10 protein-coding genes and 1 pseudogene are annotated in these 12,058 nt (G+C 64.2%); 4 read left to right on the top strand and 7 right to left on the bottom strand.

Translation table 11 applies throughout. From position 1 onward, the window contains the following. The first annotated feature begins 121 nt into the window (after window positions 1-121). Window positions 122-367, top strand: coding sequence for a hypothetical protein (locus tag QTI45_RS30230; RefSeq protein ID WP_286656955.1), 246 nt, complete (start codon window positions 122-124; stop codon window positions 365-367). Between the two features lie 278 nt (window positions 368-645). On the opposite strand, the gene QTI45_RS30225 is transcribed toward QTI45_RS30230, so the two are convergent. Together QTI45_RS30225 and QTI45_RS30220 are read right to left on the bottom strand one after the other, a co-directional pair. Continuing rightward, window positions 646-1,593, bottom strand: coding sequence for a PDR/VanB family oxidoreductase (locus QTI45_RS30225; RefSeq protein ID WP_286656954.1), 948 nt, complete (start codon window positions 1,591-1,593; stop codon window positions 646-648). A gap of 37 nt (window positions 1,594-1,630) precedes the next feature. After that, window positions 1,631-2,614, bottom strand: a complete 984-nt coding sequence (locus tag QTI45_RS30220; protein WP_286656953.1) for a DODA-type extradiol aromatic ring-opening family dioxygenase — start codon at window positions 2,612-2,614, stop codon at window positions 1,631-1,633. Window positions 2,615-2,795: 181 nt separating this feature from the next. Here QTI45_RS30220 and QTI45_RS30215 point away from each other — a divergent pair. From QTI45_RS30215 to QTI45_RS30210, 3 genes and pseudogenes are all read left to right on the top strand, one after another. Continuing rightward, window positions 2,796-3,884 (top strand): annotated as a pseudogene (locus QTI45_RS30215) (aldehyde dehydrogenase family protein); the annotation flags it as partial. A gap of 31 nt (window positions 3,885-3,915) precedes the next feature. Further along, on the top strand, window positions 3,916-4,323 hold the full coding sequence (locus QTI45_RS35380; protein WP_353621346.1) for an aldehyde dehydrogenase family protein: 408 nt from the start codon (window positions 3,916-3,918) through the stop codon (window positions 4,321-4,323). Between the two features lie 113 nt (window positions 4,324-4,436). After that, entirely contained in the window at window positions 4,437-5,264 is an 828-nt protein-coding gene (locus QTI45_RS30210) for an IclR family transcriptional regulator (protein ID WP_286656951.1), read from the top strand. Window positions 5,265-5,303: 39 nt separating this feature from the next. Here QTI45_RS30210 and QTI45_RS30205 read toward each other — a convergent pair whose 3' ends face one another. From QTI45_RS30205 to QTI45_RS30185, 5 genes are read right to left on the bottom strand one after another with little or no spacing between them, the layout of a single operon-like run. Further along, window positions 5,304-6,377, bottom strand: coding sequence for an ABC transporter substrate-binding protein (locus QTI45_RS30205; RefSeq protein ID WP_286656950.1), 1,074 nt, complete (start codon window positions 6,375-6,377; stop codon window positions 5,304-5,306). Next, window positions 6,377-8,518, bottom strand: a complete 2,142-nt coding sequence (locus QTI45_RS30200) for a 3-hydroxyacyl-CoA dehydrogenase NAD-binding domain-containing protein (RefSeq protein WP_286656949.1) — start codon at window positions 8,516-8,518, stop codon at window positions 6,377-6,379. The genes QTI45_RS30205 and QTI45_RS30200 overlap by 1 nt, the downstream gene beginning before the upstream one ends. 30 nt (window positions 8,519-8,548) lie before the next feature. Continuing rightward, window positions 8,549-8,941, bottom strand: coding sequence for a Zn-ribbon domain-containing OB-fold protein (locus tag QTI45_RS30195; protein ID WP_444813326.1), 393 nt, complete (start codon window positions 8,939-8,941; stop codon window positions 8,549-8,551). Between the two features lie 2 nt (window positions 8,942-8,943). Beyond that, window positions 8,944-10,107, bottom strand: coding sequence for a thiolase family protein (locus QTI45_RS30190; RefSeq protein ID WP_286656991.1), 1,164 nt, complete (start codon window positions 10,105-10,107; stop codon window positions 8,944-8,946). A gap of 49 nt (window positions 10,108-10,156) precedes the next feature. After that, window positions 10,157-12,055 (bottom strand): feruloyl-CoA synthase, encoded by a 1,899-nt coding sequence (locus QTI45_RS30185; RefSeq protein WP_286656947.1) that lies wholly within the window; start codon window positions 12,053-12,055, stop codon window positions 10,157-10,159. Window positions 12,056-12,058 lie beyond the last annotated feature (3 nt).

Genomic DNA, 12,058 nt, shown 5'->3' with positions numbered 1-12,058 from the left:
TTCGATTGCATAGGTAAAGCCGACGCGATGACGACACCGACGATGGACGACCCTGACAAGGAAGACTGGATTGCCGCGTACGGTCCCTTCCGGCTGTCCGCGGCCGAGCGGCGGCCGCGAGATGCTGCCGCTGCATATCGACTGGTACACCAACATCATCGACCTTGGCCCCGCGGACGCGGTCTACAGCCAGGGCTGGGACAGGACCGTCGTGTCGCAAGGCATGCAGGCCAAGGCCACCAAGCAGGTGATCAATCGCGAACGGATCTATCCGCCGCGCGGCGGCACGAGGGCGCAGATCCTGGCGGCCGCATCGACCGAGCTCCAGCGTCCGCCCGTTCTGAAGCCGCTCGACCTTCAAGATTGAGGCATCCGTCGCCTATCCGGCAACACGGTGGTCACCGATAGCTGTCTACCGTGAGAGGCGGCTGATACCTAGCATTGGATTACCGCGACGTAGGCGTCAGGCGACCTTGTGGTCGGCATGCCGAGATGCTGAACGTCGCTTAGTCCAGAAAGAGGTCTCCATGCGACGCTGCCTTCAACCTCGACCGGCAGATCGATCTGTCGGAACGCCGTCGTCCCTGCGCCGGGCTCGCCCGACGCCGCCTGCGGTGCGCATGAGGCAGAACTACCTGAGCCGGCTCAGAGGTCCAAAACCAGTTCCGGTGTCAAACTGCCAGAGCAACATATCATCATCACGTCATTGGTCAGCTTTTCATCTGACGACAGTAGCGAGTCGCGGTGGTCCGGTAGTCCACCCAGCACACGGGTCTCACAGGCCCCGCAAACACCTTGTTCGCACGACGCGCGTGCCGGCACGCCACAAGCGCGCACCGCCTCCAGGATCGTCTCTCCCGGCGCGATCTTCAGTCGCTGGCCTGTTTTGGCCAATGTCACAGTGAAGCCGCCTTGCTTAGCCGCGTCCACGGTGGCGCCGAAGCGTTCCAGATGGACCTTTGACGAGGGGCGAGAGCTGGCCGCCACCTCAAACGCATCGAGCATCTGCGCCGGACCGCAGCAGTACAGGTGCGATGACGGAGCTGCTGCAGCCACGATGGCCGCCACGTCGACGTAGCCTCCTTCGGGCTGTTCCGCATCCACATGCAGGTGCAGCGCCGGACCGGCGAGCCGGTCGAGGAAGATCGCCTCGTCTCGGTGCCGAACGCTGTAATGCAGTTCCCAGCTGCCGCCGATCGCCTTGAGTCTTTCCACCATGCAAGCGATGGGGGTGATGCCGATGCCTCCGGCGATCAGCACCGAGTGCGGAGCGGTTTCGCACAGCTCGAAGTGGTTGCGTGGCGCGCTGATCTCGAGCAGGGCGCCCGTCCGCAATTGTTCGTGCATGTACCTCGATCCACCCCGGCTGTTGCGGTCCAGCTTGACGCCGATCACGTAGAGGCCAGCGTCCGCCGGCCCATTGCACAGCGAGTATTGGCGCGACAGCCCGTTCGGCAGGAAGACGTCGATGTGGGCTCCCGGCGCAAAGCCCGGAAGCGCGTCCCCCTTCAAGGGCGCGAACTCGAAGAGGTTCGTGCCATCGCCTGCAAATCGGATGCCGACCAGGCGGACCGTGCGGTGTTCGTCGCTCATGGCCCTTCCTCCGAGTTCGGTGTTCGCATCCTTGAGCTCACTCCCAGACAGCGAAACACAGGCCCGTGCCCGTGCCGGCGGGCGTCCGGTAAGCAGGAATGTACTTTAGCGAGAGCAGAGGAAGCGCCTCGATCGCGCCGGCCATGCAGATCCAGTTGCGGATCTCGGAGTTGCCGGCATTCAGCAGCTCGCGCGGAATCCGCTCCAGTGCCTGCGCGTCCTTGTCTCGCAGTGCCTGGATCACCTTCCCATCCAGCTCCTCGTTCACTGTGAAGTGGCTCAGTCCGCCCGATGCGACCACGCCGACGCGTGCATCCGAAGGAAAGCTCTCTACCGCCTCGCGTATGGCCTGCCCAAGCCGGTAGCAACGCCGAGGCGTCGGCTGATTGGGCGGATAGTAGGTATTCAGGAAGACGGGAATGGCCGGGATCAGCGTGCCGTTCAGCAGGCGGTTGTGCACGAAGCCGAACGCATGGCCTTCGCCATAGCCATCGGGAAGACTGTCGGCGATCGCTATGTCGAACTCGCTCTCCACCAGGTGACCGATGATGTGGCGCGCCAACCGATGATCGACCGGATAGTCACGCGGTCGAGAAGGCTCGTAGTATTTCGCGGAGGCATTGGCCGCCCATTGCGGTCCGCTGAAGTTGGCCAACGGTACGTTGCGGATGCTCTCCCCGTGATACACGAGCATGCTCGGCATGTTGTTGTCCTGAAAGAGTTCCTTCTGGTCGTCGCCCACAACGATCAAGGCATCCAGCTTGGCGCTGCGCAGTTTCTCGCCCAGTAGGTCGACCTGGCTCATTGCTTCGGCATGGCGCTGGTTGAGGAGCCCGCTGTCCAGTTGCTCTCGCATCGCCGGGCCAGCAAGAACCTCCAGCTCTTCGTAGCTCACCGGATTTCCAGCCTTGTCCAGGTGGGCCCGGCCGCGATCGCGTTCGATGAAGCGAGTCCAGTCTGCCACTGGTGCATTGAGCATGGGCGTGTGCGACGTGCCGATTCCGAGAACGATTCTTGCCATCTCTAGTGTCTCCGGTTGGGGGGGCTGCGCTTCGCTGCGGCGGGCCCCTTCAGCAAAATCTCAAGACGAGCGGTTACTGAAATATAATTCCATTATACCCTTCAATAAGGGTTGATGCCAAGACCGTGTCACCGGCTTGACAAGCCACCGCGCACACCAGAAACAAAATATCATTTCATCAATGTCGTCTTGCATCGGGTCGGAGGACCCGTGCTCCGCCACCACATACACCTTTCCAAGGACGAAATCCATGAATCCATCGGATGCCATGAGACGACGCGAAGTCGCGGCCGCCCGGACACGCTACGCACAGACCATCGATGCACAGGCGATGGGAAGCACCAGCGACTTCGAGGTGGTCAATCCTGCAACAGGTCAGGCCTTTGCCCGCAGTCCCGCCGCGGATCGTTCGCAACTCGACGCGGCGGTGAATGCCGCCACAGCGGCTGCACCGGCGTGGGCACGGCTGGGCTTCGAAGCACGCCGCGCACATCTGCTTCGATTCGGTCAATTTCTGGTCGCGAATGCGGACGAACTGGCTTCACTCACGACGCTGGAGCAGGGCAAGCCGTTCACTCGCGCGATGGACGAGGTAACCCGAACGGCCCTCACCATCGAAAGGGTCACCAGCATTCGAATCGATGTCGAAGTGTTGAAGAGCAATGCCCTGGGGCGCGTCGAGATGCACTACAGGCCGCTGGGCGTGGTAGGCGCGATCACGCCGTGGAACGTACCGGTGGGGCTGGCCATGGGGAAGATCGTGCATGCGCTCTACACCGGCAATGCGCTGATCCTCAAGCCGTCGCCCTATACTCCGCTCGCAACGCTGCGCATCGGCGAAATCGGGCGTGCCGTCTTTCCGCCCGGGGTTTTCAGCGTTCTGGCAGGTCGCGACGAGCTGGGCCGCTGGATGACCGAGCATCCGGGCATCCACAAGATATCGTTCACGGGTTCCGGACCCACGGGCCGCCGGGTGATGGCCAGCGCCGCCAGCAACCTCAAGCGGGTCACGCTGGAGCTCGGTGGCAACGATGCCGCGATAGTGCTGCCGAAGTCAGACATCCATGCGATCGCGGGGCGCCTGTACGCGGCTGCCTTTTCCAACAGCGGCCAGATCTGCATGGCGATCAAGCGCCTGTACGTGCATGCCTCTCAGCATGACGAGCTTTGCGAGGCGATCGGTTCCCTGGCCCGCAAGGCGCGCGTCGGCGATGGCTTCGAAGACGGGGTAGAGATGGGCCCGGTGCAGAACGCCGCTCAGCGCGCGCTTGTGGTTGAGCTGCTCGACGACGCGCGTCTTCGTGGCGGCGAGTTCATCGCGGGGGGGGCGTGCGCTCGACCGCCCGGGCTACTTCATCGCACCGACGGTTGTCGCGGGCCTTCCCGAAAACAGTCGCCTTGTGCAGGAAGAGCCTTTCGGCCCAGCCCTGCCCATCCTGGCCTACGACGACGAAGCCGAGGCACTCGCGCGCGCCAACGCCACGTCATTCGGCCTCAGCGGCTCCGTATGGGGACCCGATGTGAGCCACGCTGCGCAGCTGGCTGCGCGACTGGAGGTGGGTACGGCGTGGGTCAACCAGCATCTGGCGCTGGACCCATTCGTGCCCTTCGGTGGCGCCAAGCAGTCGGGCCTCGGCCGGGAGTTCTCGAGCCTCGGGCTCAAGAGCTACATGGAGGCCACTGCGCTGCATGTACCCGCCGCAACTTGATGCGGCGCCACAGGCATCGTGCGTTTCAAGAACGGACTTGAATTCCATTATGATGAATAGAGCCAATTCAAGGAGAGAACGTGGGTCGTCCGAGTCGAAAAGATAAAGTCGTCGTGCCCGACTACTCGGAGGGACTCCAACTCAAGATCGAAGACGACGACCCGCGCTTCAACAGCGCGCTGGCACGTGGGCTTGCCATCCTGCGCTCCTTCCACATCGATCAGCAGTTCCTGGCGAACGCCGACATCGCCGAGCGTACGGGCATTCCCAAGCCGACGGTTTCGCGTCTGACCTACACGCTCACCCAACTGGGGTACCTGCGTTACCGTGAAGACATCGGCAAGTACGAAGTCGCGGCAGGCGTCGTCGGGCTCGCCTATCCGTACATCGCCAAGCAGGTGGTGCCCTCGGCCGCACGTCCGCTGATGCTCAAGCTGGCGGCCGAGACCAATCTCAATGTCGGGCTCGGCGTAGTCGAGGGGCTGAGCATGCTCTACCTCGAATACGCACCCGGAGACATCAAGTCCAATCGGCGGCAGCGCGTTGGATTCAGGGTGCCGCTGGTGCGCACTGCGATGGGGCGAGCCTGCGCGTCCGCCATGTCACCCCAGCAGCACAAGGAGTTGCTCGAGGCGATGCAGCACTACTACCCCAAGGAATGGCAGTCGCTGTGGCGGGAACTCGAAGAGTCATTCGAGCAGTATCAGAAGCACGGCTACGTCATTTCCGTAGGCACTTTTGCCAAGCTGACCAACACGGTGGCGGTGCCTTTCATCTGGGGCGACTCAGGCACGATCATGGCCTTCAATGCCCAAGGACCGGCACACCTGCAGACCCCGGCGCGGATGCAGCGCATCGGAAAAAAGCTGCTGGCCCTCACAGACGAGGTGCGCGAAGTACTCGTCCGTGGTGTACCGGGGCCGCAATACCCGACCATCTAGCGACCTGGAGCGCCGGGCCTGCGATCCCGGCGCTTCAGCCTATTTCGCGAACAGGGCGCCAATTGCCTTTCGGCGCTCGTCGAGCCCCTGCGGCACGGACGCGCCGAGCAGCTTGCCTTGATTGATTTCCCTCAATTGTGCAGGGAGTTCGGCATCGCTCTCTCCCGTGACGGTGCCGTAAGCGGCGTCCAGCAAATGCCTCTGGGTCGGTGAGTCGAGAAAGTGATTCATGAAGAGCCGCGCTGCGTTGGGATGGGGCGCATCCTTGACGCGCAGCAGCGCCATGATGATGTACACATCGCCCTCGCTGGCGGACATCGCCTTCACGGGCAGGCCTTTGAGGTTCAGGATGCTCTGGATGCGGAACGGCACGAAGAAGGCGAACTCGCCCTGCACCACGCGTCGCTCGTTGAGCGAGATGTCGGTCGATATCACTGGCGCCTGGGCCGCAAGCTTGCGCAGATAGTCGGGGCCCAGCTTCTCATTGAGCACGTCGAAGACGAGTCCTCCCGAACCGGGGCTTCGCGGGTCGTCGATGACAATCTTGCCTTTCCACTTGGGGTCCAGGAGATCGTTCCAGCTCTTCGGTTCATCGGCGGGTTTCACCACGCGCGTGTTCATCAGCACAGTCTGCCGCCCGATGCCTACCGGCAGCAGGAGGCCGTCGTCCACGAAGGGTGCGACCAGCTTGCTGGCGTTCGGGATCTCCTCGTGGGGTACATAGGCGCCGATGAAGGCAGGCTGGTTGATCGTCGGTCCATCCATGACGAGGTCGGCCTGGATGCGGCCCGCAGCCTGCTCGGCTCGGATCCGCTCGCGGATCTCGCTCGGACGACCGAAGATCAGGTCGACCTTGATCCCGAACTGCGACTCGAAGCGCTTGATGACTGGACCCAGAGTGGTCGGCGTCGCCGCACCGCTGTAGAGCACCAGCCGCCCCTCCTTCTTGGCCGCGGCGACGACTTGATCCCAGGTGCCGCCGGTTGTGGGAGTCTTGGCGGGCTGTGCGTAAGCAGGCAGCGCGCTGGCCGACAGCGAGAGCAGGACGACCCGGCGCGATACGCGCGCGGCAGAGCTATTCAATGCAAGGGGTGCCATGGCGTTGGTGACCATCAAGCGGCAACCGCCGTCGCCGCCGCTGTGGCTTGCAAGGCGCCGGTGCGATGTCCGGCGAATGTCCCACCTTCATCGGCGAGCCGCTCAAGCAGTGCGGCGGGTTTGAATGCGTCCCCGTGGTCGCGTTCGAATTCGCGTAGGCGGTCGCGGATCTTCGCCAGACCGATCGAGTCCGCATAGTGCATGGGGCCGCCGCGGTGGCGCGGCCATCCGTAGCCGTAGATCCAGATCACGTCGATGTCGCCGGCGCGCAGCGCCACGCCTTCTTCGAGGATCTTGGCCGCCTCGTTGATCATCGGATAGAGCAGCCGCTCGCGGATCAAGACATCGTCCATGTCCCGGCGCTCGATGTTCTGATCGCGCGAGGCCTGAAGGATCAATTCGTTGACGATCGGATCGACGATCGGCGCACGGGCGCCTTCTGGATTCGCGGGGTCGTAGCGGAAGTAGCCAGCGCCTGCTTTCTGACCCAGACGGCCCATCTCGCACAACTTGTCGGCGACGATGGACTTCAGACCCCTTTCCTTTCGGATTCGCCAGCCGATGTCCAGTCCGGCCATGTCGCCCATTGCGAACACGCCCATCGGGAAGCCGAAGTCCTGGAGGACGCGGTCGACCTGCTCCGGGAAGCCGCCTTGCATGATGATCTGCTCGGCCTGCTTGCTGCGCGCGCGTAGGATCCGGTTGCCGACGAAGCCATCGCAGGTACCGACCAGCACGGGAACCTTGCGCATCTGGCGCCCCAGTGCCATGGCGCGTGCAACCACCGACTCCGAAGTGCGGCCGGTACGAACCACTTCCAGCAGCTTCATCACGTTGGCCGGACTGAAGAAGTGAAGGCCGATCACGCTTTCGGGCCTCGCTGTGGCGCTTGCGATTTCGTCGATGTCCAGTGTCGAGGTGTTGGTGCCGAGAATGGCATCGGCTCGGGCGTGCCGGTCGATCTCGGTGAAGACGCTCTTCTTGAGTTCCGTGTTCTCGAAAACAGCCTCCACGATCACCTCGGCCGACGAGACGTCAGCGAGCTTCGTGGATGGCCGGATCAGCGCCATGCGCGCCGACACATCGGATTCGGTCATTCCGCCGCGACGCGCAGTGTTCTCGTAGTTCTTCCTGATGATGCCCAGGCCGCGCTCGAGGGCCTCCGGGTTGAGGTCGATCAGGGTGACTGCAACGCCCGCATTGGCCAGGCTCATCGCGATGCCTCCGCCCATCGTTCCAGCCCCGATGACAGCGGCCTGCTGCACCTTGGCGACATCGCCGGTCTGGATGCCGGGGATCTTGGCCGACTCGCGCTCTGCAAAGAAGAAGTAGCGCAGCGCCTTGGATTGGTCCGAGGAGACCTGTGCGGTCACCAGCTCGCGCTCGCGCTGAAGGCCTTGTTCGAAGGGAAGGTTCACCGCCGCCTCGATGGCGTCGATGGCGGCCAGCGGTGCGGTCAATCCGCGCGACTTCCTGGCCACGGCGGCACGGGCCTTCTCGAACAGCGCGGGGTTTCCGCGCGCGGTGACCAGGTGTTCGTCGCGATCGCGCACGCGCAGCAGTGCCTTGTTTTCATCGACCACGCGACGTGCGAACTGCAATGCGCCCTGAACCAGGTCGCCATCGATCAGCGCATCGACCAGGCCCGCTTCCAGAGCCTGCTTGGCGCTCAGCTGAGAGGCGGTGGTGATCAGCTCGATCGCACGCTCGACGCCAACGACCCGCGGCAGGCGCTGGGTGCCGCCTGCGCCCGGGATGATGCCGAGGTTGACTTCCGGCAGGCCGAGCCGAGTCGCGGGTGCGGCCACACGGTAGTGGCAGCCCAGCGCCAGTTCCAGGCCACCGCCGAGCACGGTGCCGTGCATGGCGGCGATGATCGGCTTCGGGCAGTCCTCGATGGCGGCAATGACGGCACTGATGCGCGGGTCCTTCGGCGGCTTGCCGAATTCCGTGATGTCGGCGCCGGCGATGAAAGTGGTCCCGGCGCATGCGATAAGGATCGCGCGCACGGTGGAATCCTGCCCCGCCTGGGCGACGGCCTGCACCAACCCTTCTCGAACGCCATGCGAAAGGGCGTTGACAGGCGGGCTGTCGATGGTGATGACTGCGATACTGTCGTGGCGAGTCAGTGCCACGGATGCGTTGATAGTGCTCATGATGGATCTCGAAGATTGGGAACTGGGCTGTCAGGCGGCGGTGAACATCGGAATCTGCGGGCCACCTTCGCTGGGCTTGAAGACCAGCCGAACCTTCTGGCCGATGTGGACCTGATCCATGTCGCAGTCCACGATGTTGGTCATCATGGTCGGACCCTCGGCCAGCTTCACGTAGGCGATCACGTAGGGCTGCTCGCTGTGGCGCATCACCGAGAAGGTGTAGATGGTTCCTTCGCCCGAAACCCGTTCCCATGCGGTGGCGCCGAGGCAGAAAGGGCAGAGCGTGCGCGGATAGAAGTGCGGCTTGCCGCATTGAGTACATCGGCGCATCAGCAATTGGCCGTCGCTGGCTGCCTCCCAGTAGTGAAGCGTCTCCGGATTCGGCTTCGGCGGATTGATCTTGCGGTCGGGTGCGATGCGCATGTTCATTCTCTTTCCATGATGAGGGTGGCGCTTCCATGGCGCGTGGCCAGCATTCCGCCGGTGCCGTGCGCCAGGACCAGGTCGCAGTTGGGAACCTGCACCGCGGGATGGGCCTCACCCCGAGCCTGCCGCACGGCCTCGAGAATCTTCGTCATGCCGCCGCGGTTGCCCGGATGGTTGCTGCACAGTCCGCCGCCGTCGGTGTTGAAAGGCAGCTTGCCGACGCCGGAAATCAGGTTGCCATCGGCGACGAACCGGCCGCCTTCGCCCTTCTTGCAGAAGCCGAGGTCTTCGAGCTGCACCAGCACGGTGATGGTGAAACTGTCGTAGATCGATGCGTACTTGATGTCGGATGGCTTGACGCCTGCTTCGGCAAAGGCGGCAGGGCCGGACCAGACGGCGCCCGAATAGGTGATGTCGATCTCGCCGCCGTTCTGTGACTTGTTGGCTTCGCCGCAGCCAAGCACCTTGACGCGTGGGCGCTTCAGCGAGCGGGCGATCTCCGGGGTGGTCACGACCAGTGCGCCGCCGCCGTCGCTGATCACGCAGCAGTCCAATTTGTGCAGTGGATCGGCGACCATCGGCGAGCCGAGCACGTCTTCGACCGTCACGACGTTGCGCAGCATCGCATGCGGGTTGTGCTGCGCGTGATGTGAGGCCGCGACCTTGATCCACGCCAACTGTTCGCTGGTGGTGCCGAATTCATGCATGTGTCGCTTGGCGACCATGGCATAGAGGTTCAGGATGGCCGGCGCGTACGGCCGCTCGAACTGGCTTTCGGGGTAGCGATCCAGGTCGTTCCCAAGGCCCGAACCCATGCCCTCGGAGCGCGGACGTCCTCCCAGCGTGATGAGGGCGACGCTGCACTTTCCTTGCGCGATGGCTTGCGCCGCGTGGTGCACGTGGATCATGTAGGAGGAGCCGCCCGTCTCGGTGGTGTCCAGATAGCGCAGCTTCAAGCCGAGGTAGTCTGCGATCGACAGTGGCCCCAGGCCGGGCGCATCGCCGGCGCAAAAGAATCCATCGACGTCCGAGAGCGACAGGCCAGCGTCGTCGAGCGCGCCCTTGGCGAGTTCGGCATGAAGCTGGGCCAATGCAATGTCGGTGGCCTTGCGGGTGGGATGTTCGTAGATGCCGGCGATATAGGCCGCGCCTTTGATGCTCATGGGGTGAGTCCGATCATGTAGGTTCGAGGGGAGGGGGATGCGTGAAGGTTCAGGCGGGCGAAGCAGCCAACTCGTGGGCCGCACCGGCGGGTAGCACAACTCCCGTGCTGGGCGTCGAGGCGTAGAGGGCGTCGATCAGGGCGCTTCGCCGCGCCAACACGGTTGCAGCGTTGATATAGGCCTTGTCGTTGATCTCTCCGTCTTCGGCGCTGGCAGGTTCGGTCAACAGCATCAGTCGTGCGATGCGAAGCGACGATGCCGGATTAGCGGCGTTGTGGCGGGCCAGCGCGGCGGCGATGGATTCCTGAACCACGCGCGATGCCGCGATGTCCGCGAGCCCGGCCTTGGGTTGACCCATCAAGGCGCGACAGGCAGGCAGGTTCGGCCAGGCCAGGGCGCCCAGCGTGTCGCGGTCATGCCCTGCGATGACCATGTCCTGAAGCATCGGCGCGGTCGCATGCAGTACCGCCGCGCGCAGCGGGCCGGTGGCCACCCAGGTACCACTCTGGAGCTTGAAGTCTTCCTTGACGCGGCCCGCGAACATCAGCCCCTGCAACGGGTCCGCGGGGTCGACCAGTCGAGCGGCGTCGCCCATGCAATAGAAACCTTCGTCGTCGAAGGCCTGCGCGCTCAGATCGGGCTGGCGGTAGTAGCCGGGCGTGACGTTCGGGCCCCGCACCCGCACTTCGTAGCGGCTGGCTGCGACCGGTGCGAGCTTGATTTCGACACCGGGTGCGGGCAGGCCGATGAGATTCGATCCTTCGCTCACCCAGTAGAGCATCGTGATCATCGGGGCGGTTTCGGTGCTGCCGTATCCCGACGTGAACGGAATTCGCATGCCGGTTGCACGGACTGATAGACGCTGGATGCGGTTGAGCAATGCGTCGGGCAAGGCGGCGGCAGCGTAGGACAGGCTCTCCAGTCCGGCGAAGAAGCGCCGGTTGAAATCGTCGTCGGCCTCGAGCGCATCGGCCAGCATGCCGAACGCGGCCGGCACGTTGGAGAAGGTCGCGGGCAATACCTCGCGCAGGTTGGCGATGGTGCGCTCGAACTCGCCGGGAAGAGGGCGACCATCGTCCAGGTAGAGCGTGCCGCCGAGCCGCATATTGCGATTGAACAGCGCATTGCCGCCCATCGTGTGGTTCCATGGCAGCCACGACAAGGTCACGGGCGGGGCTTCACCGGCTGCCGTGCGCAGGGCCGCCGTCATGGCCTGGTTCACGCACATCATCTGATGGGTGTTGATGACACCCTTGGGCTGGCCGGTGGAGCCCGAGGTGAAGAGGATCTTGGCGACGGTCTGTGGTCCGACTCTGGCGTAGGCCGCGTCCACCGCGGGCGTGACCGTCGTCGACGCAAGATCGTCGAAGCGGTCGTGCGGTGTCCCGGGTTCGCCTTTGGCGACCACCACCCGGGCGCCGGCGTCATGGAGCAAGCGCAATGCACCGGCGAAGGCAGTTCCGTCCTGGGCAAACACCGCCGCGGGTTCCACCAAGGAGGCGACGTGCCGCAGTTTCTCGAGGCTCTTGCTGGCGAGCGAATAGGCCGGCGTGACCGGGACAGCGATGATGCCGACGGTCATGGCACCCAGCACCATCACGGCGTGCTCGATCGAGTTGCCCGAGAGCACCATCAGCGTGCTGCCCGGACGCAGACCTCGGTCCAGCAGGGCCTGGCCGATGGCGTCGGCCTTCAGGCGCATCTGCCCGTAGCCGATACGGCGCCAGGCGCGGTCGCCATCACGCTCGGCCAGCATCGTGCGACCCGGATCGGCAACCGACCACGTCCTCAGCCAGGTCAGCACGTCATTGGAGACCTCGCCAAGCGCGTAGGGGCAGCGAAGCAGGACGCTGCCGTCCGGTCGGTGCTCGACTTCCACCGCGGGCGGCGGTGACTGCAGCGGACGAAAGGGCGCGGTGCGCGAATCTTCGGGAATGGAGGCGGTCATTGC

The sequence above is a fragment of the Variovorax saccharolyticus genome (assembly GCF_030316765.1).
GTDB classification, from domain to species: domain Bacteria; phylum Pseudomonadota; class Gammaproteobacteria; order Burkholderiales; family Burkholderiaceae_C; genus Variovorax; species Variovorax saccharolyticus.
This window is presented reverse-complemented; position numbering and strand designations above follow the sequence as displayed.